The organism is Telluria sp. AIW5, assembly GCF_056680575.1.
Genome location: NZ_CM155289.1, coordinates 1,826,216 through 1,846,805, shown reverse-complemented (window position 1 = coordinate 1,846,805; position 20,590 = coordinate 1,826,216). Strand labels below are relative to the sequence as shown.

Annotated in this window: 17 protein-coding genes and 2 pseudogenes; 9 read left to right on the top strand and 10 right to left on the bottom strand. The window is 53.4% G+C overall.

What is annotated here, in order from left to right; translation table 11 throughout:
- Positions 1-130 precede the first annotated feature (130 nt).
- The 5 genes and pseudogenes from AC1MEM_RS08150 to AC1MEM_RS08130 form a co-directional block, all read left to right on the top strand.
- A pseudogene (locus AC1MEM_RS08150) lies at positions 131-1,558 on the top strand (IS1182 family transposase); the annotation flags it as partial.
- Between the two features lie 211 nt (positions 1,559-1,769).
- Complete coding sequence (locus tag AC1MEM_RS08145; protein WP_499476510.1) at positions 1,770-1,934, top strand: hypothetical protein; 165 nt, start codon at positions 1,770-1,772, stop codon at positions 1,932-1,934.
- Positions 1,935-2,039: 105 nt separating this feature from the next.
- Positions 2,040-3,190 (top strand): IS3 family transposase gene (locus AC1MEM_RS08140; protein WP_499476486.1). Its coding sequence is split into 2 segments (ribosomal slippage): positions 2,040-2,280 and positions 2,280-3,190, totalling 1,152 coding nucleotides; the frame shifts between segments, so codons are not numbered across the junction.
- A gap of 710 nt (positions 3,191-3,900) precedes the next feature.
- Positions 3,901-4,947, top strand: a complete 1,047-nt coding sequence (locus AC1MEM_RS08135) for a tetratricopeptide repeat protein (protein WP_499476508.1) — start codon at positions 3,901-3,903, stop codon at positions 4,945-4,947.
- Between the two features lie 172 nt (positions 4,948-5,119).
- Positions 5,120-6,547, top strand: a pseudogene (locus AC1MEM_RS08130) (IS1182 family transposase); the annotation flags it as partial.
- 1,382 nt (positions 6,548-7,929) lie between these two features.
- Here AC1MEM_RS08130 and AC1MEM_RS08125 read toward each other — a convergent pair.
- The 5 genes from AC1MEM_RS08125 to AC1MEM_RS08105 all read right to left on the bottom strand — a co-directional run bounded on the left by AC1MEM_RS08125 (position 7,930) and on the right by AC1MEM_RS08105 (position 12,484).
- Positions 7,930-8,295, bottom strand: a complete 366-nt coding sequence (locus AC1MEM_RS08125) for a hypothetical protein (protein ID WP_499476507.1) — start codon at positions 8,293-8,295, stop codon at positions 7,930-7,932.
- A 501-nt stretch (positions 8,296-8,796) separates the two neighbouring features.
- Entirely contained in the window at positions 8,797-9,738 is a 942-nt protein-coding gene (locus AC1MEM_RS08120) for a hypothetical protein (protein WP_499476506.1), read from the bottom strand.
- 436 nt (positions 9,739-10,174) lie between these two features.
- Positions 10,175-10,840, bottom strand: coding sequence for a hypothetical protein (locus AC1MEM_RS08115; protein WP_499476505.1), 666 nt, complete (start codon positions 10,838-10,840; stop codon positions 10,175-10,177).
- Between the two features lie 348 nt (positions 10,841-11,188).
- Positions 11,189-11,740: a hypothetical protein gene (locus tag AC1MEM_RS08110; protein ID WP_499476504.1), complete on the bottom strand. Its 552-nt coding sequence runs from the start codon at positions 11,738-11,740 to the stop codon at positions 11,189-11,191.
- Between the two features lie 117 nt (positions 11,741-11,857).
- Positions 11,858-12,484, bottom strand: a complete 627-nt coding sequence (locus AC1MEM_RS08105; RefSeq protein ID WP_499476503.1) for a tyrosine-type recombinase/integrase — start codon at positions 12,482-12,484, stop codon at positions 11,858-11,860.
- A gap of 153 nt (positions 12,485-12,637) precedes the next feature.
- Here AC1MEM_RS08105 and AC1MEM_RS08100 point away from each other — a divergent pair, with 153 nt between their 5' ends.
- From AC1MEM_RS08100 to AC1MEM_RS08090, 3 genes are all read left to right on the top strand, one after another.
- Positions 12,638-12,967: an H-NS histone family protein gene (locus tag AC1MEM_RS08100; RefSeq protein ID WP_499476502.1), complete on the top strand. Its 330-nt coding sequence runs from the start codon at positions 12,638-12,640 to the stop codon at positions 12,965-12,967.
- Positions 12,968-13,120: 153 nt separating this feature from the next.
- Positions 13,121-13,489 (top strand): immunity 8 family protein, encoded by a 369-nt coding sequence (locus AC1MEM_RS08095; protein WP_499476501.1) that lies wholly within the window; start codon positions 13,121-13,123, stop codon positions 13,487-13,489.
- Between the two features lie 128 nt (positions 13,490-13,617).
- On the top strand, positions 13,618-14,022 hold the full coding sequence (locus AC1MEM_RS08090; RefSeq protein WP_499476500.1) for a hypothetical protein: 405 nt from the start codon (positions 13,618-13,620) through the stop codon (positions 14,020-14,022).
- A gap of 498 nt (positions 14,023-14,520) precedes the next feature.
- On the opposite strand, the gene AC1MEM_RS08085 is transcribed toward AC1MEM_RS08090, so the two are convergent.
- Entirely contained in the window at positions 14,521-14,886 is a 366-nt protein-coding gene (locus tag AC1MEM_RS08085; protein ID WP_499476499.1) for a signal protein, read from the bottom strand.
- A 587-nt stretch (positions 14,887-15,473) separates the two neighbouring features.
- Positions 15,474-16,286 (bottom strand): hypothetical protein, encoded by an 813-nt coding sequence (locus AC1MEM_RS08080; protein ID WP_499476498.1) that lies wholly within the window; start codon positions 16,284-16,286, stop codon positions 15,474-15,476.
- Between the two features lie 713 nt (positions 16,287-16,999).
- Here AC1MEM_RS08080 and AC1MEM_RS08075 point away from each other — a divergent pair.
- Complete coding sequence (locus AC1MEM_RS08075) at positions 17,000-17,818, top strand: hypothetical protein (RefSeq protein WP_499476496.1); 819 nt, start codon at positions 17,000-17,002, stop codon at positions 17,816-17,818.
- Positions 17,819-18,343: 525 nt separating this feature from the next.
- On the opposite strand, the gene AC1MEM_RS08070 is transcribed toward AC1MEM_RS08075, so the two are convergent.
- From AC1MEM_RS08070 to AC1MEM_RS08060, 3 genes are all read right to left on the bottom strand, one after another.
- Entirely contained in the window at positions 18,344-18,568 is a 225-nt protein-coding gene (locus AC1MEM_RS08070) for a hypothetical protein (RefSeq protein ID WP_499476495.1), read from the bottom strand.
- A 144-nt stretch (positions 18,569-18,712) separates the two neighbouring features.
- On the bottom strand, positions 18,713-19,012 hold the full coding sequence (locus AC1MEM_RS08065; protein WP_499476494.1) for a hypothetical protein: 300 nt from the start codon (positions 19,010-19,012) through the stop codon (positions 18,713-18,715).
- 1,040 nt (positions 19,013-20,052) lie between these two features.
- The gene (locus tag AC1MEM_RS08060; RefSeq protein ID WP_499476493.1) at positions 20,053-20,577 is read right to left on the bottom strand and encodes a GNAT family N-acetyltransferase; all 525 of its coding nucleotides are present in this window, start codon (positions 20,575-20,577) and stop codon (positions 20,053-20,055) included.
- Positions 20,578-20,590 lie beyond the last annotated feature (13 nt).

The following is a 20,590-nucleotide window of genomic DNA, read 5'->3' as shown; positions in this document are numbered from 1 at the left end:
GGCAATAACCCTCTTACACTGAGCCTTGGCGAATGGCCGTTATCGGCCCAGCCTGTGTAAAAACGTAGGTCGTGTAAACGGCGCCAGTGTAGTAAACGTTAAGCCAGTATCTCATCACTTCGGGTGCTAAATGAAGCGCTTTATTGAGGGCGAAGACCGCGGACAAGGCACGCTGCTGCCCGAACACCTGGACGACTACGTGGCCGACGATAATCCGGTTCGTGTAGTCGATGTGTTCGTCGACGAGCTTGATCTCGCCAACCTGGGTTTTGCTCGGGTGGCGCCGGCGAAGACGGGTCGGCCGGCCTACCATCCCGCCGTGCTGCTCAAGCTGTACATTTACGGCTACCTCAATCGGATTCAATCGAGCCGAAGGCTTGAGCGCGAGGCCCAGCGCAACGTCGAGCTGATGTGGCTCACCGGACGCCTGGCGCCCGACTTCAAGACGATAGCGAACTTCCGGAAAGATAACGGTAAGGCAATTGGTAAAGTCTGCCGGCAGTTCGTCGTTCTGTGTCAGCAGTTGGATCTTTTCTCGGATGCGGTCGTCGCGATCGACGGCAGCAAGTTCAAGGCCGTCAACAGCAGCGACCGCAATTTTACCGATGCCAAACTCAAGCGCAGGATGGCGGAGATCGAAGCGAATATCGGTCGCTACCTGGCAGAACTTGATACGGCTGACCGTCAGGAACCAGCCACTGCAAAGTCGAAAACCGCTCGTCTGAACGACAAGATCGCGGCGATGAAATCGCAAATGGCAACGCTCAAGGAAATCGAAGCGAAGCTGATGGAGACTGGGGAAACGCAGATCTCACTCACTGATCCGGACTCGCGCTCGATGATGACGCGCGGCTCAGGCATCGTTGGCTATAACGTGCAAACTGCAGTCGACGCTAAACATCATTTGATTGTCGAACACGAGGTCACAAATAACGGCAGCGACCGCGACCAGTTGTCTGGCATGGCCAAGAAAGCCCGTGCTGCCATCGGCACGACGACACTGACGGCAATTGCCGACCGCGGCTACTTCAAGGGCGAAGAAATCCTGGCCTGTCATGAGGCGGGCATCTCAGCTTTGGTGCCACCTACGAAAACCTCCGGAGCCAAGGCCGACGGTCGATTCGACAAGGCTGACTTCATTTACGACCCGCAAAAGAACGAATACCGCTGTCCGGCAGGCGAATCTCTGATTTGGCGCTTCTCGAGTGTCGAGAAAGGAATGACGAACCACCGCTATTGGAGCTCGAACTGCAAGGGCTGTTCGCTCAAAAACCAGTGCACGCCGAGTTCGCAGCGGCGGGTGACCCGCTGGGAACATCAAGACGTGCTCGATGAAATGCAGGCGCGTCTGGAACAGACGCCGGACGCAATGCGAATCCGGCGTTCGACTGTCGAGCATCCGTACGCGACGATCAAGGCGTGGATGGGGGCGACGCACTTCCTGACGAAAGGACTGGAGCGCGTCAAGGCCGAGATGAGCCTGCACGTGCTTGCCTATAACTTCAGGCGCTTGATGTCGTTACTTGGCATGCAGGGAATGCTGGCTGCAATCAGGGCGTACGCCCATTTTCTGACCCGCCAAGGCCTGCTTGAAGCGTTTTCCTTAATGGCCTTGCTGAAAATGCTCAAGTGGGATTACAAGGCCCCGAACGCGTCTCTATCTTCCAGAATCAGCCCAGGCCCGCACAATTCGGCTTGCAGTTCGTCGGTTTGAGTTTTTACACAGCCTGGGCCAAAAGCAGACCAAAACTCACGCAAGGAATTGTGCAATGCCCCAACTCTTTGAACAAGACCGTCTCGACGTCTGGTACGACGGTTCTGCGGTGTGCGTTATCGCCGTTGGCTCGCATGGAGATCCTTTAGATCTTTCCGAAAGCGAAGTCGAAGCCCTGATCGTGAAGTTGCAGAAATCGCTAGAAAAAGCGCGTTCTTAAACCTGTAGTCTGGACGTCTGCAATGGGTCGAAACCAGCCTCGGCCTGAATCGCCACGACTATCGTAGACACTCCTGAGCCATAATGTCGAGCACAAGGAGAAGGTATGAGTGGAAAGCGGTACACAGATGAATTCAAGATTGCAGCGGTCAAGCAGGTGGCGCAGGGCGGCCACCCGGCGAGCGAAGTAGCGGCACGGCTCGGGATAAGCATCCACAGTCTGTACGCCTGGACGAAGCGCTATGGCGTACCCGAGGCGGAGCGCAAGGTCGTCGATGCCCAGTCCGACGAGATGCGGCGCCTGAAGGCCGAGCTCAAGCGCGTCACGGAGGAGCGTGACATCTTGAAAAAGGCCGCGGTGTACTTTGCCAAGACGTCCGGGTAAGGTACACCTTAATTGCTCAGTTACAGGACCAATTCCCGGTGCGCCGGCTGTGCAAAGTGCTCGAGGTGCACCCAAGCGGCTACTATGCCTGGCGCCTGAACCCCGAAAGCAAGCGCGCCAAGGAAGACAAGCGCCTTCTGGTTCCCATCAAGGAATCGTGGCTCGAAAGCGGCAGCGTCTACGGCTACCGCAAGGTCAGCGACGATCTGCGCGAGCTCGGTGAACAATGCGGTATCAATCGCGTCCATCGTCTTATGAGGTCGGCCGGAATTCGCTCGCAAACCGGCTACGCCAAGCGGAAATATAAACGCGGCGGTGCCCCTTCGCTGGTGGCGCCTAATCATCTGCAGCGCCAATTCGACGTGCAGGAACCGAATCGGGTCTGGGTGACGGACATCACGTACATTCGCACTTACGAAGGCTGGCTTTATCTGGCCGTTGTACTGGATCTGTTTTCGCGTCAGGTGGTCGGCTGGTCGATGAGTTCTCGAATCGATCGCGAGCTAGCGATGAATGCGCTCTTGATGGCCGTCTGGCGTCGGCAACCCAAGAATACGGTGATGGTGCATTCTGATCAAGGCAGTCAGTTCAGCAGCTACGACTGGCGCGACTTCCTGGACCAGCACAATCTGCAGCAAAGCATGAGCCGACGAGGAAACTGCCACGATAACGCCGTGGCCGAGAGCTTCTTCCAGCTCCTGAAACGGGAACGGATCCGACGCAAGACCTACGGCACTCGGGAACAAGCAAGGCAGGATGTCTTCGATTACATCGAGATGTTTTACAATCCAAAGCGCCGGCACAGCTTCAGCAATGACTTGTCGCCGGTCGAATATGAAAAGCAGTATTTCCAGCGGCTCGCGAGTGTCTAGAAAACTCGTGGCGATTCAGCCAACCGACCGGAATCGGCCAAAAGCGGACGCTGCGATGTATGTTGGTTTACGTTTTCGACAGCTACCGATAACTCCCATCCTATGACTCCACATTATCACTTCACGCTTGAGCCTGACTGGCGAATGGCACCGTTAGCATTCTGGGTTCATGTACCAGTAGCTGGGTCAGATAAGGAGTGTGTCCCATCTGCGCCGGTGGAGGTATTGCATAAAGGGTTCATGGTTCTGCATGTTGACGCTGCCGATGTAGATCTGCAGTTCAGCTCCTTGGCACAGTTGGACCACTTCATCGAAGTGATGGTGGCGAAGCCGCTTCCGACTAGTCGCCAGCTCTCCAGGAAGCGTGAATTGCCTGTCGGGCCGAATTGTCATTGGTTGAGCCGTCTTCCGGCCAAGTTAAAGGCTCCCAAGGAGCGGGCTAAGTTGGTCAGCAGACTACAAGCTGTGCGGGAGCAGTTGTCGCCGTTAGGCGGCGCTTGGCACAGCTATTCGCGCTTTCTGTAGCCTGTTTGATCAGTCAGAAAACCGCCGCTTTGGGCTCGATTCCTGACCTTCGTGACAATCTGCGGATTTTCCCGGTTATCAAGCTGATATCCTGTTGCCACAGGGCGCTTTCGGCCAAGAGCAGTCCCTCAACGGATCGCTGTCGTCAACGCGCGGTGTCATTTCCTATAAATTCGAATATATTCATGAAAATTTCGCAAGCCCCGTTTCTCGCAACTCTCGCAATGAGCGTTGGCTTTTGCGCGACACTGACGGGCTGCGCCTCGGCACCTGTACATATTGTCAAGATCAGTATGTCCGACCGCAGTCTGCCCAACGTCATTGGATGGGCAGAGTTGCAACAGGCTGATGCTGTCCATAATCTTTGCTATCGTTATAGATACGGTCGTGCAGCACCGCTTGACTACGAAAAAGCTTTCAAATGGTGTTCGATCGCCGTGGAGGCGCAGGACAGCAGCTCACAGGTGTTGCTCGCTGAGCTTTACTGGAGTGGCTATGGTACTGCCGCAAATAAAGCGAAGGCAATCGAGTTGTATAAAGCAGCTGCTGAGAACGGACATGAGCACGCGCAACTAGAATTGTCACGTATTTATAGAAATGCGGATGTAGTGCCGGCAGACCGCGATTTAAGTTATAAATACTTGCGAATGTCGGCGGACGCTGGATATTCGAAAGCAATTGCTGAAATTAAGCAATATGAGCCTGGCTACGAAACTAAAGTGGAGCGTTCCTCGATAGAGCAAAGAATAGAGGAAAGACCAAATGAAATAAGAATGAAGGCCGAAGAAGGATCTTTTTCTAAGGAATTCTATCGCTTTGATTCGGGCACCCAGTGGAAGATAAAGATGCGATTACGCCCTCCCTTGAAGAAGAGCTCATCTTGGGCACCCGTTCAATCACTATGCATTTCATCCGAGGGACCTAGTGATTTCTTCTGTTTTGCTTTCATTCAGACAGATCGAAAGTCCGATCAACTGCTCGGTGAACTGCAATTAATGCCAGCTGATCAGCGTAATTTACTTCAGCAGACTTCGCTAGACGATGATTTTTCTTTATATCAAGACATCAATGTAGATTTAAGGGCCGAAGGCCAAGGAGTTGTCTTCCGTATAGATAGTGGATCGGAGAAGTTCCAGCATCTGGGATTCGAACCTCAGATTTTGAGAGCGCTGTGCTCAACAGCGGAATGTGATTTCTCGCTACAAATTGCCCCAGCAAACAAGCGAAATTAAGCGCTTTCCGTGTAACTTTGGCCCAAACTCGGCAGGATGCTTAAGAAGCACGATGCGATTTCTCGTACCACACAATGTCTGCTTCGGGCCCAGGCTGTGTAAAAACGCAGGCCGATGTAAACGAAACTGGTCCGGTAAACGTTGAGGAAGTATCTCATCACTGGGGTGCCAAATGAAGCGCTTTATCGAAGGCGAAGAACGCGGGCAAGGCACGCTGCTGCCTGAGCATTTGGACGACTACGTGACTGAAGATAATCCGGCCCGTGTAGTCGATGTGTTTGTCGAAGAGCTTGATCTCGCCAGTATGGGTTTTACGCGAGTGGCGCCGGCGAAGACGGGGCGACCTGCCTACCATCCCGCCGTGCTTCTCAAGCTCTACATTTACGGCTACCTCAATCGTATTCAATCGAGCCGGCGGCTTGAGCGTGAGGCCCAGCGCAACGTCGAGCTGATGTGGCTGACGGGACGCCTGGCGCCCGATTTCAAGACGATAGCGAACTTCCGAAAAGATAACGGCAAGGCGATCGGCAAGGTCTGCCGGCAGTTCGTCGTACTGTGCCAGCAGCTGGACCTTTTCTCGGAAGCGGTCGTCGCGATCGACGGCAGCAAGTTCAAGGCCGTCAACAGTAGTGACCGCAATTTTACCGATGCAAAACTCAAGCGCAGGATGGCAGAGATCGAGGCGAATATCGGTCGCTACCTGGCAGAACTCGACACTGCTGACCGACAGGAACCGGGTACGGCACAGTCGAAAAGCGTTCGTCTGAACGACAAGATCGCAGCGATGAAATCTCAAATGGCCACGCTCAAGGAAATCGAAGCGAAGCTGATAAAGACTGGCGAAACGCAAATTTCATTGACTGACCCGGACTCGCGTTCGATGATGACACGTGGTTCAGGAATCGTTGGCTACAACGTGCAAACCGCCGTCGACGCCAAGCATCATTTGATCGTCGAACACGAGGTAACGAACAACGGCAGCGACCGTGACCAATTGTCCGGCATGGCCAAGAAAGCCCGTGCCGCCATCGGCACGACGACACTGACAGCAATTGCCGACCGCGGCTACTTCAAGGGCGAAGAAATCCTGGCCTGTCATGAAGCAGGTATCTGCACTTTGGTGCCACCCACGAAAACCTCCGGAGCCAAAGCCGATGGCCGCTTCGACAAGGCTGACTTCATTTACGACCCGCAAAAGAACGAGTATCGCTGCCCGGCAGGCGAGTCCCTGATATGGCGTTTCGCAAGCGTTGAGAAAGGCATGACCAATCACCGCTACTGGACTTCAAACTGCAAAGGCTGCGCTCTCAAGGACAAGTGCACGCCGCGCTCGCAGCGGCGAGTGACTCGATGGGAACATCAGGACGTGCTGGACGAAATGCAGTCCCGTCTCGAGCAGGCGCCAGACGCCATGCGAATCCGGCGTTCGACTGTTGAGCATCCGTACGCGACGATTAAGGCGTGGATGGGAGCCACGCACTTCCTGACAAAAGGCTTGGAGCGTGTGCAAGCTGAGATGAGCCTGCACGTGCTTGCCTATAACTTCAGGCGTTTAATGGCGATTCTAGGCGTTGAAAGGATGCTGGCAGCGATCCGGGCGTTTGCCCATTTTCTGACGCTCCAAGGCCTGCCTGAAGCGCTTTCCCTACTGGCATTGATAAAACTATCCAAATCGGACTACACGGCCTGGAATGTTTTTCTACATTTCAGGGGCAGCCCTAGTCGGTACAATTGGGCTCCTCGTCCTTCGTTCTGAGTTTTTACACAGGCTGGGCCGATAGCGGACCTATTGTAACGTCCGCTACCGCCTCAAAGCGGAGGGTCGTAGCCCCATCCTATGTGGGGTCCAAGTCAGATGGAAACCGACTAGCGTCCTGCCATTCCTCTTGATTGAGACCATGGACTTTGTTTCGGCGATGCCAAGCGCGATTTAAATGAGAGAAGATATGGCCCAGTTGTATTCGCAGATCGACCTCGTCAAATTCGTCTGTCGCGTTCATCTCGGAAATCAACGCCGTCAAGTGCTCGCGCGCGTCTTCAAGTTCGTACATAAGCCCGGCCCACTCGACTGGCGCTCTTTGTTTGCTTATCAATGGCACTCCGTAGTTTTATCCGGCCATTTTTCGGGCACGCTGTGCGTCTGCTTCTGGACCCGAAGCAGACCTTAATTGGCTGTCGCAAGACTTTTGCGGCTCCTGACCCATATCCATGCACAAATACCCGCCGCCCCGGCTGTGAAACCGGCTCCGCCAGCGATTGCAATGGATATTGGTCGAACGGGAGCGCCATCTCCTAGCAGCATGTTGAGACTGAAATACGTGGCGATAGACATCGCTGCCAATATGGCCCCTACCTTGCCCACCCGCCATCCGGTGTAGCGCCATCGTTCCGTGCACAGTGCCCACATGACTCCTACCGCCACCAATGGACTAATGACAGCGCAAAGCATGAAGGCTAAAAAGAGCAAAAAGGTAAAGGGCATACCTAACTCCAGGGTTGACTACTTCGACCGTCAAAACGCCTACTCCTGGCCGGTTGCAGACCTTTGGTAGGGGCCGCTCACGACCCTAAGCGGACCCTAAAAACGTGTGCTGGTTCGAGTGTTAGACGACCAGCCCCGATTTTCGTCTACTGATGCCGGTGCGTTCGCAACCAATTGGCCGTGATATCGCGGCGCTCAGCTTCCCACTCAGACGGCAGGTCTGCGACGTCATTTAAGGTAGGGTCCGCATCGAGCAATGCTCCTATGCTGACATGGTACGGTTCAAGCGGATCATCGTGATCCACGTTACCGCACAAGATTTGCCAGTCTCCTTCGTCCCTAACGACCAAGAGCGCTCGCCGCTCTCGCCGAAACAGATGGCCACAACAGTAGACGCCTAGTCGCCGATCCACAAATTCGATACTGTCCATCCTGCGCACCTCATCTATTGAGTCTAACAACTCAAATTCCGACTGTCTGCTTTTGGCCGGAAGCGGACGCTAGCCTCCGACAATCAGGCGGGATTTCGTGTCTACTGAAATCCCTGTAAGGTAGTCTACGAGTTGATCGCCATAATGTTTAAGCACAGGGTCGTCTATTAGCTCCTTTAGCGCCTCAATCTCTGCAACCAGCAGCTTCATCGAGATAAAGTCCACAGCAACGACCCCACTAGGAATAAAATTCTTCAACTGATGCAGGTCGTATGCTCGCCCGATGTGATAGAAGCGATACATTATCGGTATCGGTATAGAAATACCTTGATCGCTAGGACCCGCACTGGTGCTCAATTTGAACCGAATGACTCTGTCCTGCGAATAGGTCGCTAGGTCGAGCTTCTGATGAAGCGCTCGCATCTTCTGTTTCACTTGAACTCCACATGGCGGGTTACAGACGTCGTTCTCATTAGTCTACCTCAGTTGTTGTTCTTCGGAAATCCCTCCAGCTCGGCCGCGGCTTCTGAGCGTCCGCTGCCGACCCGAAGCGGCATCACTCTGGGCTATTGAGCGCTTCTGACTTCTTCGAAGACCAGACTCCTTTTTGAGTCCGCCTCTGCCAACCGAGCAGCGTCGCTTAGTCGTTTACGTTTCCGAAACCAGTTAATTTTCTTCACAACCACTAGAGATGGTGTCTCTACGTCCAGCCGCTGCTGCACTTGGAGAATCACAGCAAGAATTGCGCGCTACGGTATGGAGTCACGCGAGGGCTTTGCTGGAGGCGATGGATCGTAGAGTGAAAACTTGGTTGGCGCCACCGTGTTTGCCGGTTAGGTACCCGTCACGAGCGTCGAGCTGGTATTTACAGGCATTCCTTTCGCTGGCCTGCACTTCAATCTATTGGAGGTACGTCGTGAGGTATTGTTAGGCGCTCTAAATCAGCGACTCTCGGAGCCGGTGTATAAACTCCGGGCGTCTACGGAACTCGTCAAATGATACTCTCAGCATCCCGTTGACCTTGTATAACAGATAGTCAATATAAATGAATCTCTCATCAGGTGACAGCTTAGAAAAATCGCTCTGGATACTGAAAGGCTCAGCGTGGATTTTCCTGCTGGTATGAGAGAAGAGCCAAGAATATTCTTGTTCCATGTTGGCCATTTCTGCGAGCTCTTTCGTTTTTATTGTTTTAATCTCGACCCCGCTTCTTTTTAGTTTTTCAATGCGTTGCTCTACCGAAGCAAGCATATTAAGGCAGTCTGGCAAAATCACCTTTTCAATATGGTCGGCCGTACTTATGAAACCAGCTTTTTCCACAGAGTCTGAATAAATGGAAAATTTCTTGGCGAACGCAGCGCGGCATTTAATCGCGATTTCCATAATTTCGGATTTACTTGGGAGCGGCAGTCCGGCTACCGCTCTCTCCTTGCAGACGGCGGTCACCTGATTCATGAACTCAGCTTCGCCAGCTCGGAGATTCGCAATCTCGTATTTGAAGTGCTGAATTTCCTTTTCAAGGTGTTTCTTATTTTCCAATGCAACCAACGCAAAATAACGCTTGCCATTGCCAGCTGGACCGGTCAGAAACGAAAACCACAACGACATTTCAAAAACGAATCGAACAGCAGCGGATAGTTCTAGATCGCTCATTGAGAGCAGATCCACCTTTGCAAACTCGCGTGTACGTTGCAGTGCAGCATACATCCCATCAAGAACAAAATACTCATCAGGCATCTCATCGAGCGCAGGTTCGGCATCAATTTTCGCAAGCGCCTCCACAATGAGTCCAAATTCCGAAACCGCAGCATTTAGCTGGGTTACGACGTTTCTGATTTTGAGAGCTTTTAGTTCGGTTTGGCGTTTTGAATCCCTCATTGCCCTCCCTCCTTGTACGTTGGCTTCCTATGCTTGCATACGACACCCAAAAAATACACCCCTGTCGGCGAAAGCCGACAGGGGTGTATTTTTTGTACGATGCGTTCCGACGTCCGGAATCGAATCCGCAGGCGGTACGGACGCGGGGCAAGGAGGGATTTCGAGCCGCACCAGCGGCGAGCCTCAGAACGACTTTGCGCCTCCAGGCGCAAGGGCTCTCCGGTAGTTCGGCCGATCAGAAGAATGTTTTCATCATAAGGGAAACTGGCCCAACCGCTCTTGGCCGTCAGCGAACGTATTGTAGCGTCCGCTTACGACCCATTGCAGACGTTCGGAGCGGCTCAGTGTATGCCTATGTGGCTCTGACGACAAGAATGGGTACTATTAAGCGTTTTTGTTAGGTACAGCAGTATGCGGCCACGCACTATCGACACTATTATTGTAGGTACTCATCAGTATGAAATGGGACCTTAGACTTACGTAAGAAAAAAGTTACCTTTTTTACTCTAGCTGGCAGTCGGTATAAATTGACCGAAACTTGACTTGGGCTGTCGATACGAGCCTCGTGAAAAGCGTAATCGTGCTTGACCAAGCTAGAAGTATCTTTGATTGGAGAAAAATCAACGACTAAATCAACGCCGTTTTTTACGAGGTTGCGGTAGTCACCTGGGGTGCTATGGAAGCTTATGTCATAGGAATATTCCGACTTATCTCCTGCACTCGGCTTTTGTGAAGTATCCAGGAAAAGCCGGTGACAAACTTCTTTTTTGAATTTGCTTATAGCCCCGTAGCCGTTTTGCCCTACCCCAGACCCAACCACCTTACAGTCATCGATTAGCTCAACGTCACGGATGTACTCCATCGTCATTGTGGTCGTTTGACTAGCATCGTCATATTTAGCGCGCACACTATAATAAGGATAATGTGTACGGATTAGGAAGACTCTGTCAAATTGGCTATCCGCCACTTCACTAGGAAACTTGCCCTTTAATTGCTTTGCAAAGTCCAGCGCCGGATTCGCATTCGCGCATGGCGCAATCATCCAAAGTAACCCTATTATCGAACTTATATGCTTTACCGTTTGTATATTAGAATTGGACATGTCGTTTTGATATATTCATGGGCAGTGAAGTCTAGCTATGATGATTACACTAATTGATAGCTGCGAATATGCACCATGAGGTGTTGACGGATTTAAAATTATGCATCTTCCAACGTTATGAATGTTTCCTCCCTTAAGTCAGTTCCTGACCGATTGAAACCAAGTTAGCTCACTGTACGGTATCGTTGCTATCTAAACAAGTCGTCAATGTGATGGTTGTGATCCAGAGAAGTCCAGACTTAATTTTGAATAACTGGACGGGCTATCCGTCTGCTTCGTTTTGTCAAAAAATTCCATCTGTTACGCCTATGACTGCTAGGTCTGCTCCTGGCCGAAAGCGGCCGCCGGTCAGTCCAAAGCCGAGTAGTCCGCTAGAAGGTCATCCATTTCATTACCAAGCCCGTAGCCAAAATCATGGCTGAGCCGACTTACTTCGTGAAGACGCTCTAACAAGTTACCGCGTTTTACCGGGCCAAGTGTCGTGGCCAACTTTAAGGAATGGCTAAACATGCCCATCAACGAAATGAAAAAAGTCTCGTCCGACAAGCCGACTTCGCGGCAGAAACCTACAGCCTGTTCGCAATAAAAAGTCATCAATTCAGCCGTCTCATCTGGTCGTCCAACGGCCTTCTTGTAGTCTGCGATCGCTTTTTTAGCCTTCGAAACCGAAATGTCCTGCCCTCGGGAAATGTCTGGCCAGAGCCAGCGCGTGATCGACGTCTTGTAGCGGCTGAGCATATCGGCGCCGAGCTCAAATCTCGCGTGCATAAACGCTTGGTTCTCTTTGCTGGCAGAGTACAGATCCCGAAGCAGTGCCAAGACACCGTCGCGGTCAACGTCCGCTACTTTTGCTTTGACATCGGACCAAGTTGGAGGTTTTTTCGTGCTCGACACTTTCACTATTTAAGCATTCCTAAAAATCAGATACCGAGCGCTGCATTCTATTAGCCGAACGCAGACCTTGGCAATGTAGTTGGGTGGGCCGTCTGCCCACCCAACTAGGCCGGTCGACCCAACTCAAACCTCAGTCTGCTCGGCAATCTCAAGCGCGTCGTCGACCTCAATGCCGAGATAGCGTACCGTGCTTTCGAGCTTAGTATGCCCAAGAAGCAGCTGAACTGCTCGAAGATTTTTCGTCCTCCGATAGATCAACGTGGCCTTGGTCCGACGCATCGAATGTGTACCGTAGGCCGTGGAATCTAGTCCAATCGAGTTTACCCATCTAGAAACGATCCGTGCGTACTGGCGGGTAGAGAGGTGAGGCACTGCTGAGACTCTACTCGGGAAAAGGAACTGAGCAGGGGTTAGACCTTGCTTGTCGATCGAGCCGAGAACAGACTGACGAGTTAGATCAGTGATTTCGAACTGGGCAGGTCGTTGCGTCTTCTGCTGCATGATTATGGCACGGTGAAACACACTTCTACCTTGTGCCACATCCTTCACCCGAAGGTTGACCAAGTCGCAACCCCGGAGCTTGCTGTCGATCGCCAGGTTAAACAGGGCAAGATCTCTTATGCGTTCTGACAGCTGTAGCCGTATTCTAATTGCCCAAATTTCGCGTAGTTTGAGTGGCAGCTTTTGGCCGACCAGCCGTCCTTTGTTCCAGGGAACAGAATGCTTCCCCTTGTAGATGCTCGCATCCATGATTCCTCCTCGGTGGGTAGGAAGCTGATTTTGCTCCTAGCACCTTGTCCTTGTGCCGAGAGCGGACACGTGCGCTTCATTAGCGATTTCATTTTTCGAGCGCATAGTAGAATCGTCGAGAGTACGTTCACTCCTCAAGGTAAAGGGAACATCATGGCGAACATCGACTTGGCAAGCTACAACCTAAGCGAGCTAAAAGGCCTGCAGCACGACATCGAAAAAGAGATCAAGGGCCGCCAGCAAGGCGAACTGGAGAAAGCACGGCAGCAGGTTCTCGCGATTGCCAAAGGGGCTGGCATATCTATCGATGAGCTGCTTACTACCGGCACGAAAAAATCAAACAAGGGTAAAGGACAGAAGGTACAGGCACGGTATCAAAATCCCGCGGACAACGATCAAACCTGGACAGGCCGAGGACGGCAGCCGAAGTGGATCGTGGAAGGCATCGCGGGCGGCAAGACGCTAGATGACTTCCGCATTTGATCTCGGCAGTTTGAATAGCCAGATCTCCGACTGATGGCATGTGTGAAATTGCGTGCAGACTGCTGGCAGATCGGCAGCAGCCGGTCAAGGTAAGTCCGCTGTCGGCCAGAAGCGGACCATTGCCTTCGATAAAATAAGCCTAAGGATGATGTCGTGAGAGCTTCCCTCAAGAGGATGTATTCGAATGAACTGCACGTCGGCTTGAAAGAGTATCGTCCCGCCAATCCCGGAAATTTCGGCATTTCGATTCGTCTCGAAGCGGGCATTGTAGGGAGCGATGCGGGGGACTCGTTCGACCTTTTTGTCTGCACACCGAACTGGATCAAGGAGCAATGCGCTGAAGAGGGCGCTGTTTGGGGACGACACATGTTGTTGATGCCTGAGTATGACTACGACCTGATGTTGCAGGCGGTTACCCGTCGAATGGACGCATGCCAAGGCAAGGACTGGCATGAAGTCGCGAACAAGCTTGCCCTATTTGCGGCCTGGGAGTTCGACGACTATCGGCCGTACGCGGCTTAACTACGCGTTGAAGCAATGTCTTCTATGGGTCGTAAGCGGACGCTACAATAGATCCGCAATCGGCCAAGAGCGGACACTTAGCGGTGGGTTCCAGTCTCCACCCAACACACTTACTTCGACACGGATAAATGGCGACCTTACTTGAGAATGGCGGAACAGTTGAGTTATGGGGCGGTTGGTCAGTAAACCTACCACCTGCATACCATGAGCGGAATGGCGATGGCTCGTGGTCGGCTTGGGGTGCAGACTGGGCAGTCGATGTGCACATCATCGAAGTTGGCGGACATTCAAACGCCCAGCCTGTGTCACCTGAGGAAATGCTCGGCAAAGAGCGTGCAGTCGACGTAAGCAGGAATGGCTGGGTGGGAAGTGTTGAGAGTTTGGAGGAGACGGACAACGGGCGCGATGTATACCGTCTTGCAGCAAATCTAGCAGCAACAAATACCTCCATGTCTTTCTGGGTTTCGTATCTCGAAACGCACCAGCAGCCTTTCGCCGAAGAACTCATGCGTAACGTCGCGCACAGCAGTTAGAGGCAAGGTCCGCTTCGGGTCGCAAGCGGCGCTACAATTTGTCCGAAATCGGCCAGGAGCGGAACTCCGCCACTCCATCAACGCATCATGAGCAAAGGCTATGCAATCAGAAAATGGCGAGTTGGAGATGAACACGACGAAGTCGCTTTTGCCCGGTTAAAGCGTGCATTGGGCGATTCGGGATATTCCGTTCGAGATCAATGGAACGCGGTGGCGGGTTCCCAAGACATCCAGCACTGGACGGCGGTGGGCCTTGGTGGACCCACTCAAGATCGAGAGCGAAACCTACGTTGGCCTTTCGGTTGAAGGGTCCTCATCGTTGATTGCTGACCTTAAAGCCAAGTACGAACAGTCCGTTTGAAGGTCCGCTTTGGTCGACTGCGCCAGGTCGTCGCGCCTGTAACGTTGAGTTTTACTGTTGATGTAACGATCTACAGGCAACTTAATGACGAACACGGCCGGCTTGGAAGGCCAGCCGGTTGTAGACTGCAATTAATGTTACTTAGAGCAGGTCTTGCCCTTCACGCCATGGAAGCCTTTTGCTTTTGCATCAGCTTCTGCCATGTACGAACCCTTCTTGGTCTTCCCGTAGTACTTGTCGCCTTCGCAGTGATACACCTTGCTGGAATCGTTCACCCACACTTTGCCGTTACCACCACCAAGGGCTTGCTCCATCGGCGCTTTGTTTTCTTTGCTGGGCTTTGCAGAGTCAGTCTTTGCCGAGCTCAATGCCGCGGCGCCGGTGGGTGCCTTCGCTGGAGCAGTTGCGGTCGTTTGGGCAATCGGATTCGGCACAGTTGTCTGGGCAAACGCTGCACTTGCCGTTAAAAGGGTGAGAGCTGCGCTGAGCAAGAGCTTTTTCATAGTGGTTCCAGTAAAGGGCTACACGAACATACGTGCATGACCATGTAACGCTGGCGCGATATGCAAGTTGACCGCGAAACGTAACTGATTGCAAGCAAGCGAGTGCTCTTTGTCTAAACTATGGCTGCGTAAAGTTCCGATCGCGAGGCCCTGGGCGCCAGCCATTCCCCCGCCCGGAAATATAAAGGGGCTGACCATGCGTAGCATGAAAGCAGCGGTATTTTCTCCGTCCGGTGAAGGCGGGGCTGACCATTGTCCATGAGCCTGTTGGTGTCATGGCTGAACTCGAAGCTGGCGTCACGGGCCATGTCGTCGGACAAAGGGTGGTGGCTGGCGCGGATGCCGGCACAGCGCGGTTTGCTATCCTTGCGCAGGCGGGGCTTCTAACGCTGACTGATTTCCGCCGGCGCTGACGCTCAAGTCAATGGCAAATGAAACGTGACAGCGACGGGATCGCTCGCCGGAAAATGTACACGCAAGCGCATCGTCAAGGGCCTGCTCGTCCGTATTCACGTCGATCGGTATCTGGTCCACCAAAAAGAATAGTGTACGCATGGATACTCCCTCACCAAACCAAGCTGCGCTCGTTAAAGACTTTTCGTATCGTCATTGCCGAGATTGATACCGCCCCAGCCATGAAGCAGGGCATCCTTGAACTTTTCCCAGGGAGGCAGCTCTCCCCCGTGTCGCAATGCCCAAGCTGCCTTCCGGTCTGCTGCAGCCGCTGTCCAGTGGCGGAGATGGTATTGGAAGCCATCTCTGCCTTTGTTGCCGATCCCGTTTGCCAGTGCACGGTCGCGCTTACCACTCGCGTCGTGCGCGTATCGCGCATTCCAATGTGTACGGTAGTAACTGTCCTCGTCGATGTCAGGACTAGCGTCATCCCAGCCGCGGCGCATGGCGAGCCCGGACGCGTCCCAGGTCGAGGCGCCGGGATAGCGCAGTTCCCAGCCGCTCTTCAATTCCTTATCCACCTCATTCCACGAACGGTTGCGGTATTTTTCGCTGACGTGCATCTCGCTGCCATAGCGGCAGGCAGCACGGTCGTCCCCGCCGTCTGTCGACATCAGGCGCCCGACGAGTTCGACGGCCCGCTTCGCTTCCGTTTCCGACTCGGTCGTCAGGGTGACCACGTTCCGGCCGCCAGGGGAGGCGTCAGTATGGCGTGCGGAATGGCCGGTGCGTCCAGTGCCGAGCAATCGCGCGAAGAGATGCTTGGCGGACACGCCGAGGCGGCTTTCTTCGCCGGCCCTCGTCCTGTCGCCATTGCTGCTCTGTCCAGTTGGGGCAGCAATGGAGAGCGCCGTGTCCTCCATTGAGTATCCCGCAGCATGTAATTTATTCAGCGCATGCTGCGCATCGCCGGGCTTATCGAAAACCGCCGTCAAGGTATGTCTCATGATGTTCTCCTGGTGACATCGTTGGCAGCTGCGATTGCCGATGATTCCGGAGGCGCCATGCCATCGTATATAGGATTCCGTAGAAATCTTCGTTCCACGTCCGAGTACTGCCCGCGCCGAGCGCCTGTGGCGGTTGTGTCCGCCATTGGCAGGCAGCCGTTACCGTTGAGCGACCGCTGCCAGGCAGGTTGAATCAACGCACGCAAGATAATGTGAGAATTTCAGTGTAGTCCATGCACGCGCGCCGTGCGCGGTATTCCACGTTCCCGGTCCAGCCCTGGTTGACCGCAGCGAAATGGGCCGGCAAGGAGAGCGCGAGAAAGCAATAGAGCCGACCGGCGCAAACCAGCCTGCGTCTCGCTCACGAGCTCACCACAGCAAGTCACCCGCGCTGCGCGCTGTCTGCGTCCTGCGCCTATCCCAAACGCCTCCACCATGCAATCCACCATTGCCCGTGTATTGGCCTGCAAATGGTTCCTGGTCGCGAACAAAACATGGCGAGCACTAGCGAGGGTCAGATCTGACATTTGAACATGACCTCCGCCTAAAGCAGACCTTTCAAGGTCTAGCAACTTTGCAAACGAGCGTTTGCTTAGGCCTGACGAGGCCGCCACATCGTTGCCTAAGCCCCGAGAGCAGTCTAACGATTCGAGAAGCTCGCGCAAGCGTGCCACTTGCGCCACGATCCTGACGTTGCGAATTGACAATGAGGCATGCTGCTGCAGCTTGAACAGCGATTGTTTCTGGACACGGGCGCGCATCTCTGCTTCTCGCCGACCTCAAGGCACTTGCCAAAATCTTGCTATCTAGCGCATCATTGGCTACAAATGGAACTTAACATCCCTCCCGAACTTCCAAAACTCGTTGAAGCAATTACTGGCCTCGCTTGGCCGATATTTGCTGCAATTTTCATCTGGAAGATTTTCCCGAGTGTTCGAAACGTGATCAACTCCCGCCAATTCACAATCAAGATCGGCGGGATGGAGGTAAGCGCTCAACAGGCTTCGGAAAGCCTAGCTAGCCAAGTTGATGATCTTCAAAAAAAGGTATCCGAATTACGCATCGTCCTCGACAATGCTGCCCCGAGCCGAACTGAGAATGCTGAAGGAGCAGGGACCGTTGCGCGACCGACACGGATAGCGGGCGTTCGCAGAATTCTTTGGGTCGACGATCAGCCGAAGAACAACGTTTTTGAGATTGCGAAGCTTAAGAACGAAGGCATTGACGTAATCGAAGTCACCTCTACAACGGACGCTATGCGACTTGTTATCTCTGGGCGGGAGCCGTTTGGACTCGTGATTTCAGACATGGGCCGGCGCGAGGAGGGGGAGTACCGAGCAAAGGCCGGATTGGCGTTAATCCAGAATATCCGGCGTGCGGGCGTGCAGGATCTGCCCGTTGTCGTCTACTCGTCCGCTCGCTATCTCGATCGCACTCGTGACGAAGTACGCCAAGCCGGCGGCAATGGCGCAACTGCTTCGCCGCTGGAGCTTTTCGAGATGGTACACTCGTTCATTCATACGGCAGCCTAACTGGACGCTGCGTATACGATACGGACGTACGCCTTTCAATATGGAACGTAGCGTTGGCATTCATCCGCTTGGTGACTCGCCACCTCAGCTTTCGCGTCAGCCTTGAGACGCTAACGAACGGTCGAGGTAGGTCCGCTAACGGCCAGGATTGGACGTCTGCGGCTACGTTATCAGTAGGTCGGCAATCGGCTACAAGCGGACGCACTGGCATTCCATATATTTATGTGTGGTGAAGGCGAAATGGATTGTCTGGACGCAATTTATACCCTCAGTCAGGGAGTACAAGACGTCGGAAGAATTAGCCAAAGTACTGAGGTCACTGAAGTACCGCAGCCCACCTCCCAACTAAGCCGTCAGTTTTCATGCCCCGGTCGCTATACGGGGCATAACGCTCGCCAGCAGCGAGAGCAATTCCAACAGTTCTTATATCTTGGAAAAGACCAATTTTAAAATCTACCCTTTGCAGTAAATACAAAATAAGAAGCAAGGTTCCCGGCCGCCAGCGTGGTAATTTTGCAGTTACTATCAGTACTCAAACCACTCCCAGGTAGCAGAGCCCTTGAATCCGGTGTCCGACGCTGTCTCCTTGGCATCATCTTTTGCCTTCGTGCAGAATTTTATTGGGTTTGGTGGATTAATCGATGCCGCAGCAATTACTGCGGCGCCTTTAAAACTCTGTGTTTGGGCGCGCACTAAAGCAGAAAAAAACGTCGCTACGAAGCTGAACGCAACAAAATAAATCTTTTTCATCTTTATCTTCTTGCGCTAACTGGTCGCTCAGCTATTAGCACGCTGCAGCACAAAGGAACGTGTAGGTCACAACAACCTCTATTCGCTGTAGCGAGCTTATCCCCGTCGTTCTTTATCGAAGAGGTGCAATTATTTTTATCTCATCTAAATGGGTTGGGCAATAAATTCGCTAAAGACAGCAGAATTGCGTAATGTCAACTTAACCGAGCAACCATTCGGCCCCGCGTTTGCCGCGATTTGAGAAAAATAAGAAGCTATGAGCAAACCAGCTGCTGCTCCGAAAGCCCCCCATTCCCCTGTCACGTTCGTTAGAGCGGCTATGACCAACGCTTGCGTTTCTTTTTTACCAACAGTATCGACTTCGGCCTTGTCTAAAGTAAAGTAAATGTCGAAATCGAGGTCCACACCACGCTGCTCCGGCGGACCGAATTTAGTAATATTCATTCGAACTCCGTATAGAAATTAGACTGCAAAGGCGAACCCTAACCATGTTTTACAGAAAGAACGACAGGCGATCTAGCTAAACTCGTTTGAGTTCTATAAATATCTACGATCGATCAAAAGGTAGCACGCCAACACTTAACTGTGGTTAAATTTATACTATGAATTATTAGCGACGCGATAGCGTACCGGGGTGTTTCTTTATTGGATAGATAAATGCTTAGGGAAAATTTGGAATGGGTCCCAACGCCGCGTTGCAAAATAGAAACCCGCTTTAGGTAATATGCGAGTGAGCTCAGTCATCGGCTGATTTTGCATAAGCGCTATTGCCCTCGTCAGGGTGCAATGCGCAGCCAATCGTTCGGCAGCGGGCTACTCAGGGAATCGTCCTAGGGCGGGACGGTTTCTATACTAGTGCTCCATCCTTTACTGGTCTCGGCCTATCTTCTTGGTCTTTGAGGTGCTTATATATGCAGCCCGAACCGATCGCTCTGGCGTGTGGACCTACCATGAAGCGACACCGGTCGCCTGTCTTAGGTGCGCCCGAGCCACACTCGAAACCCGCAAAGCTGTAGACCTTCGACAGAAAGGCGCCTATGGCGCAGCTTACAAGGCACTGGGGAAAGTCAGAAGCTAGCTCGCTGGATTCGCGAGAATGGACAAACGATGGTTGAGTAGGCTTTTGCTGTTCTGGCAGAGCATCCAGCTGAGTTGGCTTTGGTCAGTTCATGAAGTCGTATTTTTCGGATGCTATGTCCGCTCTGGGTCGTAAGCGGACCTTAGCGAACGTCCGAATCGGTTGCCGACGTTCCAGCCAGCGGGAACCCCATCAGAACGAACGGCGGGACAAAATGGTGAAAATGATTCGCCCGAACGAGTTGTCCGCCGGTTAAAAGCGACGAGCGGCAGCCTGGAAGAAACCAACTCCCTTCACCGGCGCCAGAAGCCGGCCCCACGCAAAGTTCGGACGACGCTGGTCGACACGATTGATCGTCCCGAATGACTGAATAACGGGGGCACCCGTTTGACGGTTTGGAAGGCGCCTACTCGTCCGCAGTCGGCCAGTGATCCGGATCCTGCAGCAGCTGGTACATGACGTAGGCATCGACATACCCTAGCCGCTTGTGGCGAAACGCCTTCGGCAGCGTCCCGACAATCGAAAACCCCAGCTTCTTCCACAGCATGACGGCCGCCGCATTGGTGCTGACGACGTAATTGAACTGCATCGCCAGGTAGCCCTGTCCGCGCGCTTCGACCAGGCTGTGCTCGCCGAGCAGGCGTCCTACGCCCACGCCCTGCGCCGCCGGGCTGACCATGTAGGAGGCGTTGGCGACGTGGCGTCCGCGTCCGAGCTGGTTCGGCACCACGCGGTACATGCCGAGCACGCGCTCGCCGAGCGTGGCCACGCGGCTGGTCACGCCGTTACCGAGCCAGTAGACCTGCGCAACTTCGCGCGTGACCTCGGGACCGAACGGGTAGGTCTCGCCAGCCGTCACGTGGGCGCTGAAGATATGCCACATCGCGTCGAAGTCGGCGCTTGTGGCGGGGCGGATGTGGATGTCTTTCACGGCTCGGCAATAC